The organism is Saccharopolyspora sp. NPDC047091, from assembly GCF_040643635.1.
Lineage (GTDB): Bacteria > Actinomycetota > Actinomycetes > Mycobacteriales > Pseudonocardiaceae > Saccharopolyspora_C.
The window spans coordinates 60,076-86,076 of record NZ_JBEYUS010000018.1; the positions used below are offsets into that span (position 1 = coordinate 60,076).

At 73.1% G+C, this 26,001-nt stretch carries 19 protein-coding genes and 1 pseudogene; 13 read left to right on the forward strand and 7 right to left on the reverse strand.

Annotated elements, in window-relative coordinates; all coding sequences use genetic code 11:
* Positions 1 to 345: 345 nt before the first annotated feature.
* Together ABZ805_RS11115 and ABZ805_RS11120 are read right to left on the reverse strand one after the other, a co-directional pair.
* Positions 346 to 1,443, reverse strand: coding sequence for an NUDIX hydrolase (locus ABZ805_RS11115; protein WP_358437659.1), 1,098 nt, complete (start codon positions 1,441 to 1,443; stop codon positions 346 to 348).
* Positions 1,440 to 3,677: pseudogene (locus tag ABZ805_RS11120) on the reverse strand (RNA degradosome polyphosphate kinase); the annotation flags it as partial. The gene ABZ805_RS11115 and the pseudogene ABZ805_RS11120, both read right to left, overlap by 4 nt.
* Here ABZ805_RS11120 and ABZ805_RS11125 point away from each other — a divergent pair.
* Positions 3,625 to 4,236 (forward strand): hypothetical protein, encoded by a 612-nt coding sequence (locus ABZ805_RS11125; RefSeq protein ID WP_358437710.1) that lies wholly within the window; start codon positions 3,625 to 3,627, stop codon positions 4,234 to 4,236. The pseudogene ABZ805_RS11120 and the gene ABZ805_RS11125 sit on opposite strands and share 53 nt — an antisense overlap.
* An 83-nt stretch (positions 4,237 to 4,319) precedes the next feature.
* Here ABZ805_RS11125 and cofC read toward each other — a convergent pair whose 3' ends face one another.
* Entirely contained in the window at positions 4,320 to 4,952 is a 633-nt protein-coding gene (cofC, locus tag ABZ805_RS11130; RefSeq protein ID WP_358437662.1) for a 2-phospho-L-lactate guanylyltransferase, read from the reverse strand.
* A gap of 121 nt (positions 4,953 to 5,073) precedes the next feature.
* Here cofC and ABZ805_RS11135 point away from each other — a divergent pair, with 121 nt between their 5' ends.
* The 6 genes from ABZ805_RS11135 (at position 5,074) to ABZ805_RS11160 (ending at position 11,639) form a co-directional block, all read left to right on the forward strand.
* Positions 5,074 to 5,859: a lysophospholipid acyltransferase family protein gene (locus ABZ805_RS11135; RefSeq protein WP_358437665.1), complete on the forward strand. Its 786-nt coding sequence runs from the start codon at positions 5,074 to 5,076 to the stop codon at positions 5,857 to 5,859.
* Positions 5,846 to 6,862, forward strand: coding sequence for an NAD(P)H-dependent glycerol-3-phosphate dehydrogenase (locus ABZ805_RS11140; protein ID WP_358437668.1), 1,017 nt, complete (start codon positions 5,846 to 5,848; stop codon positions 6,860 to 6,862). The genes ABZ805_RS11135 and ABZ805_RS11140 overlap by 14 nt, the downstream gene beginning before the upstream one ends.
* 93 nt (positions 6,863 to 6,955) lie before the next feature.
* Entirely contained in the window at positions 6,956 to 8,059 is a 1,104-nt protein-coding gene (locus tag ABZ805_RS11145; protein WP_358437671.1) for a cystathionine gamma-lyase, read from the forward strand.
* A gap of 493 nt (positions 8,060 to 8,552) precedes the next feature.
* Complete coding sequence (locus ABZ805_RS11150; protein ID WP_358437673.1) at positions 8,553 to 9,029, forward strand: cysteine dioxygenase family protein; 477 nt, start codon at positions 8,553 to 8,555, stop codon at positions 9,027 to 9,029.
* A 68-nt stretch (positions 9,030 to 9,097) separates the two neighbouring features.
* Positions 9,098 to 10,537, forward strand: a complete 1,440-nt coding sequence (locus tag ABZ805_RS11155) for a PLP-dependent aminotransferase family protein (RefSeq protein WP_358437676.1) — start codon at positions 9,098 to 9,100, stop codon at positions 10,535 to 10,537.
* A 10-nt stretch (positions 10,538 to 10,547) separates the two neighbouring features.
* Positions 10,548 to 11,639: a D-alanine--D-alanine ligase family protein gene (locus ABZ805_RS11160; RefSeq protein ID WP_358437679.1), complete on the forward strand. Its 1,092-nt coding sequence runs from the start codon at positions 10,548 to 10,550 to the stop codon at positions 11,637 to 11,639.
* Between the two features lie 272 nt (positions 11,640 to 11,911).
* Here the strand turns inward: ABZ805_RS11160 and ABZ805_RS11165 are convergent, their stop codons facing one another.
* Both ABZ805_RS11165 and ABZ805_RS11170 read right to left on the reverse strand, forming a co-directional pair.
* On the reverse strand, positions 11,912 to 12,484 hold the full coding sequence (locus tag ABZ805_RS11165; RefSeq protein ID WP_358437682.1) for a DUF3515 domain-containing protein: 573 nt from the start codon (positions 12,482 to 12,484) through the stop codon (positions 11,912 to 11,914).
* A gap of 45 nt (positions 12,485 to 12,529) precedes the next feature.
* Positions 12,530 to 12,763, reverse strand: a complete 234-nt coding sequence (locus tag ABZ805_RS11170; protein ID WP_184481871.1) for an Lrp/AsnC ligand binding domain-containing protein — start codon at positions 12,761 to 12,763, stop codon at positions 12,530 to 12,532.
* A 73-nt stretch (positions 12,764 to 12,836) separates the two neighbouring features.
* On the opposite strand from ABZ805_RS11170, the gene ABZ805_RS11175 reads away from it, so the two are divergent.
* Complete coding sequence (locus ABZ805_RS11175) at positions 12,837 to 13,826, forward strand: thiamine-phosphate kinase (protein ID WP_358437685.1); 990 nt, start codon at positions 12,837 to 12,839, stop codon at positions 13,824 to 13,826.
* Between the two features lie 72 nt (positions 13,827 to 13,898).
* On the opposite strand, the gene ABZ805_RS11180 is transcribed toward ABZ805_RS11175, so the two are convergent.
* Complete coding sequence (locus ABZ805_RS11180) at positions 13,899 to 15,242, reverse strand: MFS transporter (RefSeq protein ID WP_358437687.1); 1,344 nt, start codon at positions 15,240 to 15,242, stop codon at positions 13,899 to 13,901.
* Positions 15,243 to 15,613: 371 nt separating this feature from the next.
* Here ABZ805_RS11180 and ABZ805_RS11185 point away from each other — a divergent pair, with 371 nt between their 5' ends.
* Together ABZ805_RS11185 and ABZ805_RS11190 are read left to right on the forward strand one after the other, a co-directional pair.
* On the forward strand, positions 15,614 to 16,285 hold the full coding sequence (locus tag ABZ805_RS11185; protein ID WP_358437689.1) for a uracil-DNA glycosylase: 672 nt from the start codon (positions 15,614 to 15,616) through the stop codon (positions 16,283 to 16,285).
* 523 nt (positions 16,286 to 16,808) lie between these two features.
* Positions 16,809 to 17,396 carry a hypothetical protein gene (locus tag ABZ805_RS11190; protein WP_358437692.1) on the forward strand — a complete coding sequence of 196 codons (588 nt, stop codon included), beginning with the start codon at positions 16,809 to 16,811 and terminating at the stop codon, positions 17,394 to 17,396.
* Between the two features lie 316 nt (positions 17,397 to 17,712).
* On the opposite strand, the gene rpmB is transcribed toward ABZ805_RS11190, so the two are convergent.
* The gene (gene rpmB, locus ABZ805_RS11195; protein ID WP_358437708.1) at positions 17,713 to 17,904 is read right to left on the reverse strand and encodes a 50S ribosomal protein L28; all 192 of its coding nucleotides are present in this window, start codon (positions 17,902 to 17,904) and stop codon (positions 17,713 to 17,715) included.
* A 408-nt stretch (positions 17,905 to 18,312) separates the two neighbouring features.
* On the opposite strand from rpmB, the gene ABZ805_RS11200 reads away from it, so the two are divergent.
* From ABZ805_RS11200 to ABZ805_RS11210, 3 genes are all read left to right on the forward strand, one after another.
* Positions 18,313 to 19,887 (forward strand): DAK2 domain-containing protein, encoded by a 1,575-nt coding sequence (locus ABZ805_RS11200; protein ID WP_358437695.1) that lies wholly within the window; start codon positions 18,313 to 18,315, stop codon positions 19,885 to 19,887.
* A 201-nt stretch (positions 19,888 to 20,088) separates the two neighbouring features.
* Positions 20,089 to 22,320 carry an ATP-dependent DNA helicase RecG gene (gene recG / locus ABZ805_RS11205; protein WP_358437697.1) on the forward strand — a complete coding sequence of 744 codons (2,232 nt, stop codon included), beginning with the start codon at positions 20,089 to 20,091 and terminating at the stop codon, positions 22,318 to 22,320.
* A 256-nt stretch (positions 22,321 to 22,576) separates the two neighbouring features.
* On the forward strand, positions 22,577 to 25,954 hold the full coding sequence (locus ABZ805_RS11210) for a pyruvate carboxylase (RefSeq protein WP_358437699.1): 3,378 nt from the start codon (positions 22,577 to 22,579) through the stop codon (positions 25,952 to 25,954).
* Positions 25,955 to 26,001: the final 47 nt, after the last annotated feature.

The following is a 26,001-nucleotide window of genomic DNA, read 5'->3' on the forward strand; positions in this document are numbered from 1 at the left end:
CGCGCGGCGTCATCCGCGCCAAGCGCGGCGGCGGAGCGGCGGGCGGCCCCGGTACCCGGTCCACGGGCGCCGCGGCCGTGCGCGAGCAGCGCTCCGCGAGCATTCCGCGATGATCCCGGCACGATCGCTACCAGGCGATCGGGCCGGGATCATCGCCGTTCCGGGGGTTTTCCGGGAAGCGGCGGCCGGCGCGGCGAGGACCGTTCCGGTGCGGTTCCGAGATGGTGCGGGATCGGGCAAGGGCGGTGCAGGACGATTCCGGTCGGTTGCGGGACCGTTCCGCGGAAATCCGCCCGGCCACCGGAACATTCCGGTGGGCCGAGCGGAATCCGCCCCGACCGGCCGTCAACGACCGGACGGATCCGCCAAGTAGTCCGCTGACACCAGCCGCAGCAGCGGACCCGAACCGTTGCCCGAATGCGCGTCCCGGCTGAACCGCAGCGTCCACACGCTGCCCTTGGCGCTGGCCGGATCGCCGCCCTCGCCGCGGCCGGTGCTCCGGCTGCGCGAACCGTCCCGCAGCACCCCGTTCCGGACGATGGCGCCCCGCTGGACCAACCCGCCCGGATCGGCGGCGTCCGGCCCTAAACCGCCCGGAGCGCGTTCGGCGGACCGCGCCAGCCGGGCCACCAGGTCCGGGATCACCCCGCCCTGGCTGCACACCACGGCCGTGCCCGCCCCCGCCGCGATGCGCAGGAACCGGTGCACCGCGGCCTCCGGATCGGCCCGGTAGCCCTCCTCGGACAGCAGCGGCTCCGCGGCCACCTCGATGCCCAGGTCCGCGGCGACCGGCCGCACCGTCTCCGCGCAGCGCAGCCGCGGCGCCGAGTACACCCGTTCCGGGCCGAACAGCGGCAGCCACGAGTGCAGCGCGTCCCGCTGCCTGCGGCCGGTGCCCGACAGCGGGCGCATCGTGTCGTCGCCGTCGAACTCCGCTCGCCGTCCCGCTTTCGCGTGCCGCACCAGCAGCAGCGTCACCGGATCCTCCGGCAGCGCCGCGAACTCGTCCAGCACCCGCCGGTCCTGCGGGTAGGTCATCAGCTCCCGCGCCTTCGGCAGCGCCACCCACACCAGCTCGTCGACCTCGTCGTTCGCCGCGAACTCGCCGTGCTCGGCGCGGGCCGTGAAGTAGTCCACCCGCTTGCCGGTGCGGCCACCGCCGGGGGCGGGCACCTCGTAGTGCACCCGGGTCAGGTAACCGGTCAGCACGCAGCCGAACCCGGTCTCCTCCCGCACCTCCCGCACCGCGGCGTGCGCGGAGGTCTCGCCGGGATCGAGCTTCCCCTTCGGCAGCGACCAGTCGTCGTGGCGCGGGCGGTGCACCACGGCCACCTCGGGCGCGCCACCGCTGCCCGGGCGGCACAGCACCGCCCCCGCGGCGCGGACCGTCACCGGCAGGTTCCCGTTCATCGGCCGTCGTTCCGGTTCGTGCCGTGCAGTCATGACACCTTCGCCCCGTGCTGGCGCAACATCTCCGTCTGGTGGTCCCGGACCTGCTCACCGCTGCGCGGCGAGGCTTCCCAATCGCCCTTCGCGTTGAGCACCCAGCAGCGCGTCTGCGCGTCCAGCGCCGAATCCAGCATCGCGTCCAGCTGTTCGGTCAGCTTCGGGTCCACCACCCGCACCTGCGTCTCGATCCGGCGGTCCAGGTTGCGGTGCATCATGTCGGCGCTGCCGATCCAGCGCTCGTCGATGCCGACGAAGTGGAACACCCTGGAGTGCTCCAGGAATCGGCCCAGGATCGAACGGACCTCGATGTTCTCGCTGAGGCCCTCCACCCCGGCCTGCAGCGCGCAGATGCCGCGCACCACGATCCGGATCGGCACGCCCGCCAGCGAAGCGCGGTACAGCGCATCGATGATCTGCTCGTCGACCAGCGAGTTGACCTTCATCCGGATGCCGCAGGGCAGGCCGGTGCGGGCGCGTGCCGCCTCCGCCTCGATGCGCTCCACGATGCCGAGCCGAATCCCGTGCGGCGACACCAGGATCCGCCGGTAGGTGCTGTGCCGGGCGTAGCCGGTGAGCACGTTGAACAGGTCCGTGAGGTCCGCGCCCACCTCCGGCGCGGCCGTCAGCAGCCCCAGGTCCTCGTAGGTGCGCGCCGTCTTCGGGTTGTAGTTGCCGGTGCCCAGGTGGCAGTAGCGGCGGATCGCCGACCCCTCCTGCCGGACCACCAGCGCCGTCTTGCAGTGCGTCTTGAGGCCCACCAGGCCGTAGACCACGTGCACGCCCGCGCGCTCCAGGGTGCGCGCCCACTGGATGTTCGCCTGCTCGTCGAACCGGGCCTTCAGCTCGACCAGCGCCACGACCTGCTTGCCCGCCTCGGCGGCGTCGATCAGCGCGTTCACGATCGGCGAATCACCGGAGGTGCGGTACAGCGTCTGCTTGATCGCCAGCACGTGCGGGTCGGCGGCCGCCTGCTCTATGAACCGCTGCACCGAGGTGGAGAACGCGTCGTACGGGTGGTGCACCAGCACGTCGCCCTCGCGCAGCGTCGCGAAGATGCTCTTCGGCGTCTGCCCCTCGGCGAACGCCGGGTGGGTGGCGGGCACGAACGGCGGGTTCTTCAGCTCGGGGCGCTGCAGCTTGTCCAGCTGGAACAGGCAGGACAGGTCCAGCAGGCCCGGCACCTCCACCACGTCGTGCTCGTCGACCTCCAGCTCGCGCAGCAGCAGTTCGAGCATCGTGTCGCTCATCGTGTCGGTGACCTCGAGGCGCACCGGCGGGCCGAAGCGGCGCCGCGCCAGCTCCCGCTCCATCGCCTGCAGCAGGTCCTCGTCGCGGTCCTCCTCCACCTCCAGGTCCGCGTTGCGCGTCACCCGGAAGATGTGGTGGTCGCTGATGTCCATGCCGGGGAACAACTTGTCCAGGTGCGCGGCGATGAGCTCCTCCAGCGGCAGGAACGTCGCCCGCTCCTGCTCCCGGTCCGCCTCCACCCGGATCAGCCGCGGCACGTTGTCCGGCACCTTCACCCTGGCGAAGCGGCGCAGGCCCTCCTCCGGGTCGCTGACGGTCACCGCGAGGTTCAGCGACAGTCCCGAGATGTACGGGAACGGGTGCGCCGGGTCCACCGCGAGCGGGGTGAGCACCGGGAAGATGTGGTCGTCGAAGTACCGGCCCAGCACCTGCTGCTCGGCCGCCGCCAGCATGCTCCAGCGCTGGATGCGGATGCCGTTGGCCTCCAGCTCCGGCAGCAGCTCGTCCAGGAACGTGCGGCCCAGCTTCTTCGTCAGCTCCTGGTTCCGCGCCGAGATCCGGGTCAGCTGCTCGTGCGGGGTGAGCCCGTCCGCGCTGCGCACCGACAGACCCGTCTCCTCGCGCCGCTTCAGGCCCGCCACGCGCACCATGTAGAACTCGTCCAGGTTGGACGCGAAGATCGCCAGGAACTTGGCGCGCTCCAGCACCGGCTGCGACGGGTCCTCGGCGACCGCCAGCACCCGGGCGTTGAAGTCCAGCCAGGACAGCTCGCGGTTCAGGTAGCGGTCGTCGGGCAGGTCGGTGCTGGCCGCCGCGCGGGTCACCGCCGGGGGAGCGGCGGGCACCCGGGCGCCGTCACCGCCGTCCACGACCTTCGCCGCGCCGCGGACCGGTGGCAGCGCGGTGCGATCGGCCGAGGTGCGGCGCGTGGTGGGCTTGGCCGCTCTGGAACCGGCCGAGGCGGTCTTCGCCGCCGCGGACCTGGTCGCGGCCCGGCCCGTGGTGCGGGGGCCTGCGGTGGGCGGGGAGTCGGCCGAGGCCGGGGACTGCGTCGAGGCCGGGGACCCGGCTGCCGAGGTCTTCGCCGACGACCTCGTCGACTTGGCCGCGGAACCCGACTTGGCCGCGGTCGTCGACTTGGCCGTGGTCGTCGACTTCGCGGCGGACGCCGTGGTCGTCCCGGCCGCCGACTTGGCCGAGCTGCGCGGTTTCGCCGTCGCACCGGACCGGTTCGTGGACCCGGCGGTCCCCTTCTTCGCGGTCGAGGACTTCGCGGTGGTCCGCGAACCGGTCGTCGATCTCGCCGGGGAACGCCGCTTCGCGCCCGCTGCGGTCGCCTCCGACCCGACCGCACCGGATTCGGCGACGCGCTCCGCGGTGCCCGCCGCACCGGCGGAACCGCCCGCCGCGTCCGGCCCGGACACCTCCGGAGCTCCCGCCGTCCGGCTCCCGCGGCCGGACTTCGGCGAATTCCGGCGAGCACCGGCGGACCCGGCGGTCGACGAGGTCCGGCGGCGCGCTGGTGGGGTGGTCTCGTGATCGCTGTTGTCGGTACTCACGAGGCCATTCTCACCCATCCGGCCGCCGCGGCTCGACCTTTGTCAGCGGGAACACCACACAGGTCAGCGCAGGTGTCCGGCCGTCCCCGCCAGCCACGCGGACGTGCGCTCGCCGAGCCCCAGCCCGGTCGCCCGCCGCAAGTCCTCCGCGGTGTCCACATCGCAGCGCAGCGACTCCCAGGCCCCGTCCAGCCGCCGCGCCCCGGACGCCGCGTGCGCCGCCGCCGAACCCGGACCGAACCGCGGATCGAGCGCACCGTCCACCCCGGCCAGCAGCAGCGTCGTCCCGGTGCCCAGGTGGTCCGCGCAGAACGCGCGGTCCGGCCCGGCCAGCTCCAGCGCCGCCGCCAGTTCCGCCGGGCGCAGCGCGGGCAGATCCGCTTGCAGCGCGCCGACCCGCGCACCGCGGTGCCGCAACCACCGCGCGCCGTGCTCCAGCGCCGGGTTCAGACCCGCCGCGGGATCGTCCGGCACCACCTCGACGCCCTCCGCCGCGAACGAACCGGCCAGCCGCGGATCGGAGGACACCACCAGCACCTCCCGCACACCGGGGGTGCGGCGCGCGGCGTCCACCGCGTCGTGCGCGATCGCGCTCACCAGGTCCGCGTGCCGCTCGGCGGGCCGCTCGCCGCGCAACCGCGACTTCGCCAGGTGCAACGGCTTCACCGGCACCAGCAAGGACACTCCGAGGCTCATCCCGCCATCCTCCGCTCCGGCCGTCGATCACCGAGTATGCCCGCCGCGACCGCACCGCCCGCCGGGCGAGAGCGTGCGCCAGGTAACTTGACAGCCGCTCTGAGAGCGGGAGGAGACGCGCGTGGTGGAACCGGCAAGCCTCAAACGGCCGCGCAAGCGGACCAAGGAACGGCCGCCGACGGCGATGGGCCGGTTCTGGCTGCGGCTCGCCGCGATCGTGTTCTACCCGGTGACCACCCTGCTCTCCCGGGTGCGGGTGCACGGGCTGGCGAACATCCCCGCCACCGGGCCCGCGCTGCTGGTGCTCAACCACGTGTCCCACCTGGACCCGCTCTACGACGGCGTCACCGTGCACCGGGCCGCGCGGATTCCGCGGTTCATGGCCAAGAACACGCTGTGGAACGTGCCGGTGCTGCGCAACGTGCTCACCGGCGTCGAGCAGATCCCCGTGTTCCGGCGGACCGCGGACGCGCGCAAGAGCCTCGAAGCCGCGCACGACTCCCTCGAAGCCGGCAAGATCGTGATCATCTACCCGGACGGGACCGTCACCAAGGACCCCGAGGGCTGGCCGATGAACCCGAAGGCCGGCGTCGCCCGCCTCGCCCTGGAGCACGACGTTCCGGTGGTGCCCGCCGCCCGCTGGGGCACCCGCGACATCTACGACCACTACTCGAAGAAGTTCCGGCCGCTGCCGCGCAAGACCGTGCACGTGCGCATCGGCGAACCGCTCGACCTCGGCGAGTACCGGGGTCGCGCCGCCGACCCGCAGGTGCTGCGCGAGATCAGCGAGCTCGCGATGGGCCGGGTGCGCGAGCTGCTCGGCGAGATCCGCGAGCAAGAACCGCCCGCGGACTTCCACTCCCCGGCGCGCCGCCGCGAACCCCGGAACGACGATGACCGCAGCTGAGCCCGCGCAGCGGATCGCGGTGCTCGGGGCCGGTTCCTGGGGCACCACCTTCGCGAAGGTCCTCGCCGACGCGGGCAGCGACGTCACCCTGTGGGCGCGCCGCACCGAGATCGCCGAGCGGATCAACACCGAGCACCACAACCCCGGCTACCTGCCGGGCGTGCCGCTGCCGGAATCGCTGCGCGCCACCGACGACGCGGCCGCGGCCATGCACGGCGCCGACGCCGTGGTGCTCGCGGTGCCCAGCCAGACGCTGCGGGAGAACCTGGCGGGCTGGCAGCCCCTGCTGCCGCCGGACGCGACGCTCGTCAGCCTCGCGAAGGGCGTCGAGCTCAGCACCCTCAAGCGGATGAGCGAGGTCGTCGCGGAGGTCGCCGACGTGCCGATGGCGCAGGTCGCCGTGGTCTCCGGCCCGAACCTCGCCAAGGAGATCGCCGCCGAGCAGCCCACCGCCACCGTCGTCGCCTGCACCGACCACGACCGGGCCGTCGCGCTGCAGGCCGCCTGCTCCACCGGCTACTTCCGGCCCTACACCAACACCGACCTGGTGGGCATCGAGCTCGCCGGGGCCTGCAAGAACGTGATGGCGCTGGCCTGCGGGATGGCCGCCGGGCTCGGGTTCGGACACAACACGATGTCCTCGCTGATCACCCGCGGGCTCGCGGAGACGACGCGGCTGGGCGCGGCGCTCGGGGCGGAGCCGATGACCTTCGCCGGGCTCGCCGGGCTCGGCGACCTGGTCGCCACCTGCACCTCGCCGCTGTCCCGGAACCGGACGTTCGGCGAGCGCCTCGGCCGCGGCGAAACCCTGGAGCAGGCGCAGGACGCCACCCACGGGCAGGTCGCCGAGGGCGTCAAGTCCTGCTCGTCCATCCGGGCGCTCGCCGCCCGGCACGGCGTCGAGATGCCGATCACCGAGGTCGTGCACCGCGTCTGCCACGAAGGACTCGCGCCCGCGCCCGGCGCCGCGATGCTGCTGGGCCGCGAGCCCAAACCGGAGTGATCCACCGCTCCACCGCAGGAGTTCCCGGCCCGGCGCGGCTAGATTGCGGCCCGGGCACCCGTTCGGGTGCGAACGGACGCGAGGAGGTCTGCGGTGGACGAGGGAACCGGATACGGCGACGGCACCCGCTGCGTGCACGGCGGTCACGGTGAACCGGAACCCGGGGCACCGCTCGCGCCCGGCCCGGTGTTCGCCGCGCCCTACCACCTCGGCGATCCGGCGGCCGACTTCTACGGTCGCGCCGGGAACCCCACCTGGCGGGCGCTGGAGAGCGCCATCGGCGAGCTGGACGGCGGCGAGTGCGTGCTGCTGCCGTCCGGGATGGCCGCGATCAGCACCGTGCTGCGCGCGGTCCTGCGCGCCGGGGACGGGCTGCTGGTGCCCAGCGACGGCTACTACGCGACGCGGCAGTTCGTGCACGAGGAGCTCGCCGAGCTCTCGCTGCGGGTGCAGGAGATCCCCACCACCGGGCCGTGGCCGCCGGAGCTGTTCGACGGGGTGCGGCTGGTGCTGCTGGAGACCCCGTCCAACCCGGGCCTCGACGTGTGCGACATCGCCGCGCTCGCCCGGCTCGCGCACCGGGCCGGTGCGCTGCTGGCGGTGGACAACACCACCGCGACCCCGCTCGGGCAGCGGCCGCTCGAACTCGGCGCCGACCTCGCGATCGCCAGCGACACCAAGGCGTTGACCGGGCACAGCGACGTGCTGCTCGGGCACGTGTCCACCGCCGACGGCGAACTCGCGGCGCGGCTGCGGCGGGCGCGCACGCTCTCCGGGTCGATCCCCGGGCCGTTCGAGACCTGGCTGGCGCACCGCAGCCTCGGCACCCTCGACCTGCGGCTCGCCCGGCAGGCGTCGAACGCGGCGGCGCTGGTCGCGGCGCTGCGCGAGCACCCGGCGGTGCGCGGGCTGCGCTGGCCCGGGATGCCGGAGGACCCGGCGCACGAGCTGGCGAGCGCGCAGATGCGGCGCTGGGGCGGGGTGTTCCGCTTCGAGCTCGCCGACGCCGCGGCGGTGGCCGAGTTCGTCCGCCGCAGCGAGCTCGTCGTGGCCGCCACCAGCTTCGGCGGGCTGCACAGCACGGTCGACCGGCGGGCGCAGTGGGGCGATCCGGTGGCACCGGGCTTCGTCCGCTTCTCCGCGGGCTGCGAGGACCCCGACGACCTCGTCGCCGACGTCCTCGCCGCGCTGTCCTGACGCGCTCCGCCGCCCGGCCTGGCGGGGGAGCGGTCCGGCAGGCCGGGCGAGCGGGCCGCTCAGCTCGGGAACTCCGGGAACTCCGGGTGATCACGCTCGGTGTCGTGTCCCCGGTGGTGTGACACGGGCGCAATCGGCTTGACGGGTTCCGCTCGGCGCTGGTTCACTACGCGGCGTGTTGCGAGCCATGAGCGGTGGACGAGGTCACATCGACCTGCGCCGGGTGGCGAGCGCGCTTTGTCTGCAGCGGTGATCGATCCCGCTGCCGTGGTGAATCCCGGACCCCGCGAGACCCTCTGAACCAGGGCCCGCCCGACGAGGTCCGACGCAGCGCCGTCGCCGAGACCGCGCCGCCACATCCGCCCGATCCGCACCACCCCGGAACCCGCCCGCGCGGCGGCACGTCCGGGACGTCCGCCGATCGCGCGCCGCACCGGGACGCGTCACCGCCACCTCCGCAGGCTCCCGACCGCACGAACCCCGAGGACTTCCCGTGTTCGCCGTACCCCCTGAGACCATCGCCGCCGTCGCCGACCGCGCCATCGCGCACCCCGTGCGGATCGCCCGCGAACTCGCCGCCGACCGGCTCGGCTGGGCGCACCAGCTGCGCTACGACCCCGAACAGCGCTGGGCCGGACTGCTGGAGCGCACCGGCACCCACGAGGCCTGGCTGCTGAGCTGGCTGCCCGGCCAGCACACCGAACTGCACGACCACGGCGGCGCCGCCGGGGCGTTCACCCTCGTCTCCGGCAGCGTCACCGAACGAGTCGTGCGCAGCACGCCCACCGGGCCCGTCGAGGAGTGGCACCCGCTGGAGGCCGGGCAGTCCCGCGTGTTCGGCCCCGACCACGTGCACCAGGTCCGCAACGACGGACCGGACCCCGCGGTCACCATCCACGTCTACCGCCCCGGCCGGACCCGGATGACCCCGTACTCGCTGCACCCCGTGGACGGCCTCACCCGGCTCTGACCGGGTCCGATCCGGTCGCGGCACCGGACGGTGGCATCATCGGGAGGCCGAGCGGGGGGAATCCTGAGATGCCACATCCGGTGCCCGCGGCGAGTTCGCCGCTGCTGGAACCGGCCGTCGAGCTGCGCCGCGACGACGCGCGGCCGCTGGCCGTGCAGCTGGCCGACGCGTTGCGCCGCGCCGCCGCGCTCGGCCAGCTCCGCGGGGGCGACCGGCTGCCCTCGACCCGCGCGCTCGCCCGGCACCTCGGTGTCAGCCGCACCGTCACCGCCGCCGCCTACGAGCAGCTGCACGCCGAGGGCTGGATCGTCGGCAGGCACGGCTCCGGCACCTACGTCACCACCGCGCCGCCCGGCGCGCCCGACACCCCGGCGGAGCTCGCCGCGGGACTCGCGGACCGGGGCGGGGCGGGCACGGTGCGGCTGGTGCCCGGAATCCCGTGGACCGGCGGCATCGACCGCGCCGCCTGGCGCCGGGCGTGGCGGGCCGCCGCCGACCGCGAACCGGACGAGATCCGGCGGGTCGCCGGCGTCGACCAGTACCGGGACGCGGTGGTGGAGCACCTGCTGCGCCACCGCGGCATGACCACCGGAGGTCCGCACCTGGGCACCGTGATCGCGACCGGCGGCACCACCGCGGCCCTCGCCGAGCTGGCGGCGACCGCGCTCGGCAGCGGCGCCACCGTCGCCGTGGAGGAACCCGGTTACCAGCGCGCCGTGCAGACCCTGCTCGCGGCCGGGGCGCACGTGGTGCCCGCGCCGGTGGACCACGGCGGGATCGTGGTGGACGCCATCCCGCGCGGCGTGCGGGCCGTGTACTGCTCCCCGGCCCACCAGTACCCGCTCGGCGGCCGGTTGCCCGCGGAACGCCGCGTCGCGCTGGTGGAACGGGCCCGCGCCGAGGGGTGGCTGATCGTGGAGGACGACTACGACGGTGAGCTGCGCTACGACGTGGCGCCGCTGCCGGTGCTCGCCGCGATGGCGCCGGACGTGGTGGTGCACCTGGGCACCACCAGCAAGATCCTCACCCCGACGCTCGGCGTCGGCTGGATGCTCGGTCCCGACCGGCTGGTCGCCGGGGTGCTGGAGCACCGCGAGCGCACCAGCACCGGGCCCGCCCCGGCCGGTCAGCGGGTGCTCGTCGAGTACGCCCGCAACGGTGATCTGGGGCGGCACCTGCGCAGGTTGCGCCGGGAGCTGTCGCAGCGGCGCGCCCTGGTGGTGTCCCGCCTCGCCGGCGCGGGAGTCGGGGTGTCCGGCGACGAGGCGGGCGCGCACGTCGTGCTGCCGCTGCCGTCCGCCGCGGCCGAAAGCCGGGTGGTGGCGCGGGGAAACGAGCACGGCATCGTGCTCGACGGGCTGCGCAGGCACCACCACGGGCCGCAGCGCTGGACCGGGATCGCCCTCGGCTACGCCTCGTGTTCGCGTGCCGACCTGGAGCGGTCGCTGGATTTGGTGGCCCGCTGGTGCGCCGAGGAGGCCGCTGGCGGCCCGCACGCGTGCGGGTAGGGTCCGGCGCATGACTGAGCGCAAGACCAGGGTGGCCGTCGTCTTCGGCGGACGGAGCACCGAGCACGGCGTTTCCTGCCTGTCCGCGGGCAGTGTCCTGAGCCACCTGGATCGGGAGCGCTTCGAGGTCGTCCCCGTCGGCATCACCCGCGAAGGCGCCTGGGTGCTGGGCACCTCGGACCCGTCGGAGCTGGCCATCCGGGACCGGCAGGCGCCGGAAGTGGCGCCGGGGACCGCGGTCGCGCTGCCCGGTGACCCGACGCGGCGCGACCTGATCCTGGTCGAGCCCGGCCGCGGCGGCGAAGTCCTGTCCGAAGTGGACGTCGTGTTCCCGGTGCTGCACGGCGCTTTCGGCGAGGACGGCACCATCCAGGGGCTGCTGGAGATGGCCGACGTGCCCTACGCCGGGCCGGGCGTGCTCTCCAGCGCGGTGTCGATGGACAAGGAGTACACCAAGAAGCTCCTGGCGGCGGAGGGGATCGAGGTCGGCACCTACGAGGTGCTGCGGCACTACCAGTCCACTTTGGATGAAGAGCGCCGGGAGCGGATCGGCCTGCCCGCGTTCGTGAAACCCGCTCGCGCCGGTTCCTCCCTCGGCATCACCAAGATCACCGACTGGGCGCAGCTGGACGAGGCCATCGCCGAGGCCCGCCGCACCGACCCCAAGGTGATCATCGAGAAGGCCGTCGTCGGTCGCGAGGTCGAATGCGGCGTCCTCGAATTCCCCGACGGCCGCGTCGAAGCCTCGCTGCCCGCCGAACTCCGCGTCACCGGCGAGGCCGACTGGTACGACTACGACTCCAAGTACCTCGACGACGTCACCGAGTTCGACATCCCCGCCAAGGTCGGCGACGACACCGTCGAGCAGCTGCGCGCCACCGCGATCACCGCGTTCCGCGCGCTGGAGTGCCAGGGCCTGGCCCGCGTCGACTTCTTCGTCACCGAGGACGGCGGGCTCATCGTCAACGAGGTCAACACCATGCCCGGGTTCACCTCGATCTCGCTGTACCCGCGGATGTGGGCGCAGACCGGGGTGGACTACCCGACGCTGCTGACCACGCTCGTCGACACCGCGCAGGCCCGCGGCACGGGTCTGCGCTGAACCGCTTCTCCCGCTTCTGTCGCTTCTCCCGCTTCTGTTGCGTGGGGGGGTGGGTGGCGGAACCTCAGCGTCCTCCTCGCTGCGGGATCGATTTCACCGGTGGCTCCGCCACAGGAGAAATCGCTGTCCTCGCGAGGAAGACGCTGAGAACCCGCTGCGGTGCCGGTGGCGTGCTTGGTCGGCAGCTCAGCGGCTGCGCCGCTGACAGGACACCGGCACGACCCGCCGGGCAGGTTCAGAGACAGGCAGTCAGCGGTTCCCCCGTCGCGGGATCAGGGGAAGACCGGCTTCGCGGGCAGCGCCCGCAGCCGGTCCGACAGGTCCTGCACCGGCCCGCTGCCCGAGTTCTCCGGGGCGGTCAGCGCCACGTACACCGGCCGGTCCACCGCCAGCCACGACGTGTTCCCGGCCTCGGTGATCCGCAGCCACTGCACCCCGTTGATCTGCACCAGCGGCGAGGTCGGCGTCAGCTCGGCGGGCGCGGGCAGGCCGCAGCGCACCGTGATCGGGTCGTGCTCGGCATCGCCCCACGCCACCGCGCCCGCCGGCGCCGGATCGGCCAGCTCGCGGCGCGGCACGCGGGCGTCGTCCACCGCCAGCTCGGCGGGCAGTCCCGCGAGTACCTGCGCGCACTCCGGGCCGTCGGCGCCGGGGGAGGGGACGGGCGGCAGCGCCAGCGGACCGGTGCGGCGGGCCTGCTGCACCGCCTCCACCGCGTCCTGCTGCCGCTGCTCGGAGAACCGGGACACCAGCCCGAGCGAGATCACGCCCAACGCCAGCAACCCGCTGAGCGCGAGCGCCGTGATCAGCACCGGGCGGGGGAACCTGGGATGTTCGTCGGCCACCGCGCCACTACAGCACGCGCGACCGGAATGCCCGGAAGCGGGCGCTCACAGGTGTACGACCGGACACGTCAGCGTCCGGGTGATGCCTTCCACGTTCTGGATGCCTGCGACGACCATCTTGCCCAGCTGGTCGACATTCTCCGCTTCGGCGCGCACGATCACGTCGTACGGACCGGTCACGTCCTCGGACGTGATCACGCCGGTGGAGCCGGAGATCTCGGCGGCGACGGCGGCGGCCTTGCCGACTTCGGTCTGGATGAGGATGTATGCCTGAACCACGGCGTGCCCCTTCGTCTCGGCCTGGTGCGCGGGGTAGGAAACTGGGAGAAAGCTACCCCATCGGGCCGAGCGGATGCTCAAGAAAGGGAGGTCTGACGTGGGTTCGGACACTTCGGCGCAGGACCAGACCGTGTCCGAGGCCGGTGAGTTCGGCCTCATCCAGCGGGTGACCTCCGGGCGGGTGCAACCCGCCGCGACCCTGCTCGGCCCCGGGGACGACGCCGCGGTGCTCGCCGCGCCGGACGGGCGGATCGTCGCCACCACCGACGTGCTGGTGGAGCAGGTGCACTTCCGGCTCGCGTGGTCGACGCCGCACCAGGTGGGCCGCAAGGCCGTGGCGGTGAACCTCTCCGACGTGGCCGCGATGGGGGCGGTGCCGACCGGGCTGCTGGTGGGGCTGGGCTGCCCGCCGGACACCCCGACCTCGGTGATCGACGAGCTGTCCGCGGGCATGTGGGAAGAGGCGCAGCGCGTCGGTGCCGGGCTCATCGGCGGGGACATGGTGACCGCGCCCGCGCTGACGATCTCCATCACGGCGCTGGGCGATCTGCAGGGTCGCACCCCGGTCACGCGTTCCGGGGCGTGCCCGGGTGATGTGGTGGCCGTGGCGGGGCGGCTCGGCTGGGCCGCGGCGGGATTGGCGGTGCTGGGGCGCGGGTTCCGCTCGCCGGTGGCGGTCGTCGGAGCGCAGCGGGTGCCGGAGCCGCCGTACGCCGCGGGGCCGCTGGCCGCGGACGCGGGCGCCACCTCGATGATCGACGCCTCGGACGGGCTGCTGGCCGACCTGGGGCACATCGCGGCGGCCTCGCAGGTCGGCATCGACCTGCGCGACGAGCTGATCGAAGTGCCGCAGCGGCTGACCGAGGTGGCCTCGGCGCTGGGCGCGGACGCCCGGCACTGGGTGCTCACCGGCGGCGAGGACCACGCCCTGGTGGCGACGTTCCCGCCGGAGCAGCCGCTGCCCGAGGGCTGGCGCGCGGTCGGCGAGGTCGTCGAAGGCGACGGGGTCACCGTGGACGGCGCGACCTACGAGGGCGCCGTCGGCTGGGAGCACTGGCGCTGACCGCCCGAGAGTTCCACCGGACATGAGAAGGCCCGGCGGGGGAGATCCCGCCGGGCCTTCGCACGTCTCCGCTCAGCTCGCCGCCGACGGGGAGGCACCGGGAACGTCGGCCTCCTCCATCAAGGGCTGCCGGGCCGTCTCCTTCATCAGCAGGATCGGGACCAGCGCGACCAACGCGGCGCCCATCAGGTAGAACGCCGGGAAGAACGAGTTCCCGGTGTAGGTCACCGCCCAGTCGTTGATCAGCGGCGCGGTGCCGCCGAACGCCGCCGTGGACAGGTTGTAGCCCACGCTGAACGCCGCGTACCGCACCTTCGTCGGGAACATCGCGGGAAGCGTCGCCGCCAGCGGCCCGATCAGCTGCAGGTGGCCCACGCCGAGCAGCGCCAGCCCCAGCATCGTGGTGAGCATCGTGCCCTGCGAGATCAGCAGGAACGCCGGGTACGGCAGCACGATGAAGCAGATCGCCGCCGAGAGGAACAGCGGCTTCCGCCCGATCCGGTCCGACAGCGCGCCGACCGGCGTGATCGCCGCCATCATCAGCGCCACCACCAGGAGCAGCGGCACCAGCACCTCGTACTCCCGGCCTTCCGGGATCTGCAAGGTGTCGGTCAGGTAGCTCTCCATGTAGGTCAGGATCGTGTAGTTCGCCACGTTGATGAGCACCACGACGCCCATCAGGATCAGCAGCGGCCGCCAGTACTCGCGCACCAGGGACTTCAGCGGTGAACGGGCCAGGTTGTCGCTCTGCTCCAGGTTCTTGAACGCGGGAGTGTCCTCCAGCTTCGACCGCAGGTAAAGCCCGATCAGGCCGAGCGGTCCGGCCAGCAGGAACGGGACTCGCCAACCCCACGAAGCCATCGATTCCGCAGGCAGCGTGAGGATCAGGATGGTCGGCACCAGTGCGCCGAGACCGAATCCCGCAAGCGTGCCGAATTCAAGCCAACTGCCGTAAAAACCGCGTTTCCGGTTCGGTGCGTACTCGGCGATGTAGGTGGCCGCGCCACCGTATTCACCGCCGGTCGAGAACCCTTGCACCATCCGGCACAACAACAGCAGAACAGGTGCGAGAAGTCCGATCGTGTCGTAGTTCGGCAGGCAGCCGAGCACGAATGTCGAACCGGACATCAGCAGGATCGTGATCGCCAGCACCTTTTGGCGCCCGATGCGGTCCCCCAGTGGACCGAAGAACATGCTCCCCAGGGGACGCAGCAGGAACGAGATCGCGAATACGCCGAATGCGGAGACCGTTGCCCACGGTCCGGGGAAGAACTGCTCGCCCACGTAGACGGCGACGTAGGCGTACACGCCGAAGTCGTACCACTCCGTCGTGTTCCCGATTGCCGCGGCGCCGACCGCCCGCCGGAGCAGTGATCGCCGTTCCGGGGTGAGCTCTTCCGTTTCCTGTGCAGTCATGAGGGTGTGTGCCACCTCCGGGTCGTGCCGTCCACGGTGTGTGAACACGTTTGGAGTACTCAGGAACTTAGCCCAGCGGCTCCCTCCTGGCCACCAAAACGGCTACTTGTGTCCGTTTCGATAATTGTCGTCGTGCCTAATGCGGCGCCCCGCAGTCGCTTTGTGGCCTGCCGTGACCGAGGGGGTGGCGGCGGTCGAAACGCTGGTCACAGCCGGTTATGGCGATCGTGGTCGTTGGACCGGAGGAATGGCTCGCGGCCGGATCGATGATGACGCCCCGCAGTGTGGGGCACAACACGTCGGCCCTCCGGCGGCGGAGCCCGCCGGGGCGGCGAGCAGTGGATCAAGGCCGCTCGCTAGAGTGCGCGACCATGGCACGTCCGCTGCACGAGGTCGTCGAAGCCGGTTGGGCCGAGGCGCTGGAACCCGTCGCCGACCGGATCTCCGCGATGGGCGACTTCCTGCGCGCCGAGGTCGCCGCCGGGCGGCAGTACCTGCCCGCGGGCGACGACGTGCTCCGCGCCTTCCGGCAGCCGTTCCGCGACGTGCGGGTGCTCATCGTGGGCCAGGACCCGTACCCGACGCCCGGGCACCCGGTCGGGCTCAGCTTCTCCGTGGCGCCGGGCGTGCGGCCGCCCAAGAGCCTGATCAACATCTTCCGGGAGTACTGCTCCGACCTCGGGCATCCGACGCCCACCAGCGGTGACCTGACGCCGTGGAGCGAGCACGGGGTGCTGCTGCTGAACCGCGCGCTCACCGTGCAGCCCGGCAAGCCCGCCTCGCACCGCGGGAAGGGCTGGGAAGCGGTCACCGAGCAGGCGATCCGGGCGCTCGCCGCCCGCGATCAGCCGATGGTCGCCATCCTCTGGGGCAACGACGCCCGCAGCACCCGGGTGATGATGCCCGGCGTCGAGACCATCGAATCGGTGCATCCGAGCCCGATGTCCGCCGACCGCGGTTTCTTCGGCACCCGGCCGTTCAGCCGGGCCAACGAGATCCTGCAGCGGGCGGGCGCCGAACCGGTCGACTGGAAGCTGCCCTGAGGGGCGGTGTCCGACGTTCGCCGCCCGATGGTCCGCCGCCCGCAGTTCGCCCCCACGGTCCGCCGCCCGTCACGTTCGGCGCCCGATGGTCGGTGCCTGACGGCCGGCCCTCGACGGCCGGCCCCTGACGATCGGCCCCTGACCGTCGGCGCCCGACGATCGCGTCCGGTGGCCGGCCCCCGGTGGTCGGCTCTGCCGGTCGTCCCCGGAGAAGTCGTCGCTGACGGACTGTGACGATCTCGGTCCCGCCCGCCGCGCGGACCTGAGTTCGCGCGTGCGGTCGTCCGTCCCGGCTGGTAGCCCGCCGCACCGCGCGCAGGGCCTTCGCCACCTGCTCCGATCACCCGCCGGGAGCCCCATCGGCTCCCGTGCCGGCGTGCTCCGACGTGCGCCTCGGCGCAACGCACGGTGATCAGGACGCGGCCGCCCCACCTCCCGTTTCGGCGGATGGCCTTCGCCGGACGCCGGTCGTACATTCGATGCCTGCGGTGGACTTGTGCTCGCCGACGGAAGAAGGCTCGTCATGGGTGCCGGCCCGGTCAGTGGAGGAGTCCTGGCGCGGCTGCGGCGCGGAGTGTGGCCCGGTGCCAACCCGCTGCGGCGCCGGACCGACCTGTTCGAACCCGTCGCGCTGCTGGTGCTCTCGGCGGCGGCGATGGTGGTGCTGCTCTGCTCGTTCATCGCGTCCCAGGCGGTGCTGCGGGACCACTTGGCGCAGGTGAACGCCGAACACGTCGATCGGCACCAGGTCACGGCCCGCGTGCTCTCCGCCGTGCCCGGTGATGATGCGGCCGTCGTGCGCTCCGTCGCCGTCGGGTGGGGCGCCGAAGCGGAGCACGTGGCGGTGATCGAGGTGCCCACCGGGACGCAGCTGGCGGACTCGGTGCCGATCTGGGTGGACCCGCAGGACCGGCCGGTACCGCCGCCGCGCACCCGCTCCGAGGCCACCCAGGCGGCGGGGACCGCGGGCGCCGCGGTGCTGCTCGGTTCGGGTGCGGTGCTCGGCGGGCTGTTCGCCGCCGCGCGCTGGTACGTCGTCAAGCGGCGGCTCGCCGCGTGGGAAGAGGAGTGGGCGAAGATCGGCCCGCACTGGCGGCACCACCACCCCTGATCATCTGGTCGCGCGCAGGTGCGGGACCGGCGCGATCAGCGGAGTCCCTCCACCAGCGGAGCCGCCTGACCAGTGGCCCGCTTCATCATGGGAGCCGCCCGCTCAGCGGAGCTGCCAGCGGAACCCCTCCACCAGCGGAGCCGCCCGATCAGTGGCCCGCCCGATCGCCGCAGCTTCCTGATCAGCGGACCCGCCTCAGCGGAGCCGCCCGATCAGCCGAGGCGAGCGACCAGCCGAGCCGGGCGACCCGTGTCGCGGCGCGCAAAAACCCCGGGACGTCGGTGCGTCCCGGGGTTCGGCGCGAGCGGCAGGCTTGTCAGCCGCGCGTGACCTTGCCGGCCTTCAGGCAGGAGGTGCACACGTTCATGCGCTTGCGCTGCGACAGACCGATCTTGGCGTGCACGGTCTGGATGTTCGGGTTCCACCGGCGACGGGTCTTCCGGTGGGAGTGCGAGACCGAGTTACCGAAGCCCGGACCCTTACTGCAGACGTCGCAGACGGCAGCCACGTCAGACACCCCTTAACTTTGCGTTCGACGTCCTCCCACGCCTGCGGCGGGGAAGCCTGAGTTCGGTTGCGGCGATGAGTCCACGCGAGCGCTGCCCGCTTGGGGATCCAGCCCGCTGAGCCGGCCGGACCACGTACCGCTGGGCTTGCTGCTCGCCAGGAACCGGCGATCTCCTCCCGGCGCGAAGCCGGTTCGGACCTGCATGCCTTACGGGTGCCCTGGGTCATCGCCACCCGGGACCCGATAAGCCTACCCCACGCCCCGAACGGCCCCGGCGGCCCCTGACATGCGGTGCAGCCGGGAGCTCGGCCGCGCGTTCCGGCCGGGGGCTCGGGCACCGCCGGGCGGTCCCGGCACCGCGTGTCGGGCGCGGGCTCGGCGCGGGACCGTTGGCCTAGGCTTCGCGATGTGGTGGGAAGTCCGAAGGCGCCGGTGTTCGGCGCGGAGGCGGCCCGGAGCTGGGCACGGGAAGCGGTGGCCGCGCTGGAGCGGGACCGGGCGGCGCTGGACCGGATCAACGTGTACCCGGTGGCCGACGGCGACACCGGGACGAACCTGCTGCACACCATGCGCTCGGCGCTGGCGGAGGTGGCGGACGGCCCCGGCGTGCTGGGCGAGGTGCTCGGCGCGCTCGCCGCGGGCGCGGTCGCCGGGGCGCGCGGGAACTCCGGGATGCTGCTCTCCCAGGTGCTGCGGGGCGTGGCCGCGGAGCTGCGGTCGGCGACCTCGATGGACGGTGCGGCGTTGCGGGCCGCGCTGCACCAGGCGTCCGACCTCGCCGCGGAGGCGATCGCGGAACCGGTGGACGGCACCATGCTCTCGGTGCTGCGCGCCGCCGCGGACGGGACCGGCACCGTCGGCGACGAGCTGGGCGAGGTGGTGCGCGCCGCCACCGCCGCGGCGATCGAGGCGCTGGCGCGAACCCCCGGCCAGCTGCCCGCGCTGGCCGCCGCGGGCGTGGTCGATGCGGGCGGCCGAGGCCTGGTGGTCCTGCTGGACGCGCTGCACGCGGTGGTGCACGACGGACTCCGGCTCGCGCCGGAACCGCCCGCCGGCGACGTCACCGTGCCCGCCGAGCAGGGCGGTTACGCGTACGAGGTGATGTACCTGCTCGCGGAGGCCGAACCGGACGGCGTCGATCGGCTGCGCACCGCGCTCGGCGAGCTCGGCGACTGCGTGTCCGTGGTCGGCGACGGCTCGGGCGCGTGGGCGGTGCACGTGCACTGCGACGACATCGGTGGCGCGATCGAAGCGGGCGTGGAGACCGGCAGGCCCAGCCGCATCCGGGTGCAGCGCTTCGCCGATCAGGCCGTCGCGCATCCGGTCGGTCAGGCGGTGCTGGCCTGCGTCGCGGGCGAGGCGCTCGCCGAGCTGTTCCGCGGCGAAGGGGCCGAGGTGCTCCCGCTGGGGGACGCGGACCCGCAGGTGTCCGACCTGGTCGCGGCGATCGAGCGGACCCGCGCCGCGCACGTGGTGCTGCTGCCCAACGGGGAGACCATCACCGAACGGGCCGAGCTGGCCGCCAAGCGCGCCGTGCGCGACGGCCGGGACGTCGTGGTGGTGCCCACCGCGTCGCCGGTGCAGGGCCTCGCCGCGCTCGCCGTGCACGACCCGGCGCGGCGCAGCGCCGACGACGCGGTGGTGATGGCCGAAGCCGCCGCCGCGACCCGGCGCGGGGAACTCCGCATCGCCGAATCGGAGGCGCTCACCTGGGTGGGCCGCTGCGCGCCCGGTGACGTGCTGGGCCTGGTGGACGGCGAGGTGGTGCTGGTGGGCCGCGATTTCCTCGACGTGGCGCGGGATCTGGTGGACCGGATGCTCACCGCGGGCGGCGAGCTGGTGACGGTGCTGGTGGGCGATCGCGCGCCGGCGGCGGCCGCGGACCGGATCGTCGAGCACCTCGCCCGGAACCGCCCCGAAGTGGAGTGCGCCTGTTACCCGGCGGGTGCGCTGCCCGCCGCGCTGCTGCTCGGCGTCGAGTAGGCCCTGCGTCGACGCACGGGAGCGGTCTTCCGCCCGGTGCGCGGCTCGGCGGGCACCGGGGCGGGCGGAGTTCTCCGTGCCGCAGCGGGAAAACCGGCGCGGCGCGGTGCCCGTTCGGCGCACCGGTCCGCCCGGGTGACGCCCCCGTCCGATAACTTCGGAGCGGGTACGGCGGTGCACGGGCGACACGGGCAGGGCGGCATGACCACTTCGGAGACGGGGCTCGACCGGGTGCTGGGCGCGAAGACGGGGGAGGCGCTCGAATCCTCGCTCGGACTGTCCACTGTGGGCGACCTGCTGCGGCACTACCCGCGCCGCTACGCCGAACGCGGGGAGCTGACCGCCATCGCCGGGCTGGAGCTCGACGAGCACGTGACGGTGCTGGCGAAGGTGGACCGCGTCTCCAAGCGCAGCATGCGTTCCCGCCGCGGCACCATCGTGGAAGCCCGCATCACCGACGGGCACCGCTCGTTGACCTGCACGTTCTTCAACCAGGCCTGGCGGGAGCGGGAACTGCTGCCGGGCAGGCAGGGCATGTTCGCCGGGAAGGTCACCGCCTACCGCGGCTCGTTCCAGCTGTCCCACCCCGAGTACCAGCTGTTCGACTCGGACGACCCGGACCAGGCCGGTTCGGCGGTGGAGGAGTTCGCGGGCGCGCTGATCCCCGTCTACCCGTCCGCGCAGGGACTCCCGTCCTGGTCCCTCGCCCGCTGCGTGCGCCAGGTGCTCGACACCTGGGACGGCGCGGACGATCCGCTGCCGGAGGAGCTGCGCGCCGAGCACCGCCTGCTGGGCCTGGAGACCGCGCTGCGCAAGATCCACCGGCCGAAGGACCACGCCGAGGTCGCCGCCGCGCAGAACCGGCTCAAGTGGGACGAGGCGCTGGCGGTGCAGCTGGTGCTGGCGCGGCTGCGCGAATCGGCGCACGAGAACCCGGCCCCGGCGTGCCCGCGCCGCGAGGACGGGCTGCTCGCCGACTTCGACGGCAGGCTCCCGTTCCAGCTGACCGCCGGGCAGGCCGAGATCGGCACCGAGATCGCCGCCGACCTCGCGGCCGAGCAGCCGATGAACCGGCTGGTGCAGGGGGAAGTGGGTTCCGGCAAGACCGTCGTCGCGCTGCGCGGCATGCTGCAGGTCGTCGACGCCGGACGGCAGGCCGCGATGCTCGCCCCCACCGAGGTGCTCGCCGCCCAGCACGCCCGGTCCCTCGCGGAACTGCTCGGCGACCTGAGCACCGCGGGTGAGCTCGGCGCCCCCGAGCGGGCCACCCGCATCACCCTGCTCACCGGTTCGCTGCCCGCCGCCGCGCGGAAGAAGGCACTGCTGGAGGCCGCGTCCGGCGAAGCGGGCATCGTCGTCGGCACGCACGCGCTGATCCAGGACCGGGTGTCGTTCGCCGACCTGGGCCTCGTCGTCGTCGACGAGCAGCACCGCTTCGGCGTGGAGCAGCGGGACGCGCTGCGGGCCCGCGGCGGCTCCGAATCCGCGCCGCACGTGCTGGTGATGACCGCGACGCCGATCCCGCGGACCGTCGCGATGACCGTGTACGGCGACCTGGAGACCTCCGCGCTGCGCGAACTGCCCAGCGGCCGCTCGCCGATCAGCACCAGCGTGGTGCCGGTGGCGGAGAAACCGGCGTGGCTGGACCGGGCGTGGCAGCGCGTCCGGGAGGAGGTCGCCGCCGGGCACCAGGTGTACGTGGTGTGCCCGCGCATCGGCGACGACGAGCAGAACCCGCCGAAGAAGGGGAAGAAGAAGCCGCGCACCGACGACGGGGTGGAAGAACCGGAGGACGCGGGCGCCGGCACCGACGAGCGCCGCCCGCCGCTGGCGGTGCTAGACGTGGCCGAGCGGCTGAGCACCGGCCCGCTGTCCGGGCTCCGGCTGGGCGTGCTGCACGGCAGGCTCGCCGCCGACGACAAGGACGCGGTGATGCGCGCGTTCGCCGCGGGCGAGCTGGACGTGCTGGTGGCCACCACCGTCGTCGAGGTCGGCGTGAACGTGCCCAACGCGACCGTCATGGTGATCATGGACGCGGACCGGTTCGGGGTGAGCCAGCTGCACCAGCTGCGCGGCCGCGTCGGCCGCGGCTCGGCCCCCGGGCTGTGCCTGCTGGTGAGCGAGGCGATGGCGGGCACCTCCACCCGGGACCGGCTGGACGCGGTCGCGTCCACCACGGACGGTTTCGAATTGGCTCGGTTGGACTTGGAGCTGCGTCGCGAGGGTGATGTGCTCGGTGCTGCGCAGTCCGGTCGTCGTTCGGGGCTCAAGATGTTGTCGTTGCTGCGTGATGAGGACGTCATCGCCGAGGCGAGGGATGCCGCGCAGCGCTACGTCGCCGATGATCCGTCGCTGCGTGCGCACCCGGGCCTGGCGCGGATGGTCGGCGAGGTCGTCGACGAGGGCCGCGCCGGCTACCTCGAGAAGAGCTGACCGGCGCCACCCGGCGGTCCCGGCCGCGGGGTGGTCCAGTGGTGGCGTGGCCCGGCCGGAGCGGTGGATCATGTTCCCGATCTTGCCGGATCGGGAAAATCGAGGATTTTTCTTTTCCGCAGGTCTTGTGCGGCCTCGACGTCCTCGCAGGTCATTACGGTCGGATGACGTGGGTCACCCCATGATTCTCTCGTCAGGCGGAATTTTCGCGGTACCGTTTCGGGACCGTCCGACACCTGTCCAGGAGGTAGCCGGCATGTTTCGCAAGGTCCTCGTCGCCAACCGTGGCGAAATCGCGATCCGAGCCTTCCGCGCGGGCTACGAGCTCGGCGCGGGCACCGTCGCGGTGTTCCCGCACGAAGACCGCAACTCGCTGCACCGCTTGAAAGCCGATGAGTCCTACGAGATCGGCGAACCAGGGCACCCGGTGCGCGCCTACCTCTCCGTGGACGAGGTCATCAAGGCGGCGCAGACCGCGGGCGCCGACGCCGTCTACCCCGGTTACGGGTTCCTCTCCGAGAACCCGGACCTGGCGAAGGCCTGCCACGACGCGGGCATCACCTTCGTGGGGCCGAGCCACGAGATCCTCGAGATGGCCGGGAACAAGGCCACCGCGGTGGCCGCGGCCCGCGAAGCCGGCGTACCGGTGCTCGACTCCTCCGCGCCCTCGTCGGACATCGACGAGCTGATGTCGGTCGGCGAGACGATCCCGTTCCCGGTGTTCGTGAAGGCCGTCGCCGGTGGCGGTGGCCGCGGGATGCGCCGCGTCGCCGAGTTCGACGGGCTCCGCGAAGCCCTGGAAGCCGCGATGCGGGAAGCCGAATCCGCCTTCGGCGACCCCACGGTGTTCCTGGAGCAGGCCGTGGTGAACCCGCGGCACATCGAGGTGCAGATCCTCGCCGACGCGACCGGCGAAGTGATCCACCTGTTCGAGCGGGACTGCTCGGTGCAGCGGCGGCACCAGAAGGTCATCGAGATCGCGCCCGCCCCGAACCTCGACCCCGAACTGCGCGAACGCATCTGCGCCGACGCCGTCGCCTTCGCCCGCAAGATCGGATACGTGAACGCGGGCACCGTCGAATTCCTCGTCGACGAGCAGGGCAGGCACGTGTTCATCGAGATGAACCCGCGCATCCAGGTCGAGCACACCGTCACCGAAGAGGTCACCGACGCCGACCTCGTGCAGTCCCAGATCCGCATCGCCGCGGGCGAGACCCTCGCCGACCTGGGCATGACGCAGGACTCGGTGCGGTTGCGCGGCGCCGCGCTGCAGTGCCGCATCACCACCGAGGACCCCACCAACGGGTTCCGGCCGGACACCGGCATGATCAGCGCCTACCGCTCGCCGGGCGGCGCGGGCATCCGGCTCGACGGCGGCACCGCGTTCGCGGGCACCAGCATCAGCCCGCACTTCGACTCGATGCTGGTGAAGCTGTCCTGCCGCGGCCGCGACTTCGGCACCGCCGTGGCCCGCGCCCGGCGCGCCCTCGCCGAGTTCCGCATCCGCGGCGTGGCCACGAACATCCCGTTCCTGCAGGCGGTCCTGGAGGACGACGACTTCGCGGGCGGCCGGGTCACCACCTCGTTCATCGAGGAACGCCCGCACCTGCTGACCGCGCGGCACTCCGCCGACCGCGGGACGCGGCTGCTGAACTACCTGGCCGACGTGACGGTGAACCAGCCCAACGGGCCGCGCCCCACCGCCGCCGACCCGGTGTTCAAGCTGCCCGAGGTCGACCTGAGCGCCCCGCCGCAGGACGGCTCCAAGCAGCGGCTCACCGAACTCGGCCCGGAGGGCTTCGCCCGCTGGCTGCGGGAGTCCGACGCCGTCGGCGTCACCGACACCACCTTCCGCGACGCCCACCAGTCGCTGCTGGCGACCCGGGTGCGCAGCAAGGACCTGCTGGCCGTCGCCCCGCACGTGGCGCGGATGACGCCGGAGCTGCTGTCCCTGGAGTGCTGGGGCGGCGCCACCTACGACGTGGCGCTGCGGTTCCTCGCCGAGGACCCGTGGGAGCGGCTGGCGAAGCTGCGCGAAGCGGTGCCGAACATCTGCCTGCAGATGCTGCTGCGCGGGCGCAACACCGTCGGCTACACGCCTTACCCGACCGAGGTGACCGAGCACTTCGTGCAGGAGGCCACCGACACCGGTATCGACATCTTCCGCATCTTCGACGCGCTCAACGACGTCGAGCAGATGCGCCCCGCCATCCAGGCGGTCCGGGACACCGGCAGGTCCGTCGCCGAAGTGGCGCTCTGCTACACCGGTGACCTGCTGGACCCGGCCGAGAAGGTCTACACGCTGGACTACTACCTGCGGCTGGCCGAGCGGATCGTGGAGGCCGGGGCGCACGTGCTGGCCATCAAGGACATGGCCGGGCTGCTGCGCGCGCCCGCCGCCGCCGAGCTCGTCACCGCGCTGCGCCGCGAGTTCGACCTGCCGGTGCACCTGCACACCCACGACACGCCGGGCGGGCAGCTGGCCACCTACCTGGCGGCGGTGCAGTCCGGGGTGGACGCGGTCGACGGGGCCGCGGCCTCGCTGGCGGGCACCACCTCGCAGCCCGCGCTGTCCTCGGTGGTCGCCGCCACCGACCACACCGACCGGGCCACCGGGCTCGACCTGCGCTCGGTGTGCGACCTGGAGCCGTACTGGGAGTCGGTGCGCAAGGTCTACCAGCCGTTCGAGGCGGGCCTGGCCGCGCCCACCGGCCGCGTGTACCGGCACGAGATCCCCGGCGGGCAGCTGTCGAACCTGCGCACCCAGGCCGTCGCGCTCGGCCTCGGCGACAAGTTCGAGGAGATCGAGGCCATGTACGAGGCCGCCGACCGGATCCTCGGCAGGCTCGTCAAGGTCACCCCGTCCTCGAAGGTCGTCGGCGATCTCGCGCTGCACCTGGTCGGTGCCGGCGTCGACCCCGCCGACTTCGAGGCGGAGCCGCGCAAGTTCGACATCCCGGACTCCGTCATCGGCTTCCTGCAAGGGGAACTGGGCGAGCCGCCCGCGGGCTGGCCGGAGCCGTTCCGCACCCGCGCGCTGGAGGGGCGCACCGGGGGCCGGAAGGTCGCCGAGCTCACCGCGGAGGACCGCACCGGGCTGGAGGACGACCGCCGCGGCACCCTCAACCGGCTGCTGTTCGCCAAGCCCACCAAGGAGTTCACCGAGCACCGCGAGGCCTACGGGGACACCTCGCTGCTGCGCAGCAAGGACTTCTTCTACGGGCTGCGGCCCGGCGAGGAGTACTCGGTCGACCTCGAACCGGGCGTGCGGCTGCTCATCGGCCTCGAAGCGATCAGCGAGCCCGACGAGCGCGGCATCCGCACCGTGATGGCCATCCTCAACGGCCAGCTGCGGCCCATCCAGGTGCGGGACCGCTCGGTGGCCACCGACCTGCCGGTGGCGGAGAAGGCCGACCGCGGCAACCCCGGCCACGTGCCCGCCCCGTTCGCCGGGGTGGTCACGCTCGCCGTCGCCGAAGGCGACGAGGTCGCCTCCGGGCAGACCATCGCGACGATCGAGGCCATGAAGATGGAGGCCGCGATCACCGCACCGCAGGCGGGCCAGGTCAAGCGGCTCGCCATCGGCCGGGTGCAGCAGGTGGAGGGCGGCGACCTGATCGCCGAGATCGGGTAGTCCGGCACGACCTCCGGTGGGGGGGGGGGGGTGGGCCCCCCGCCCCC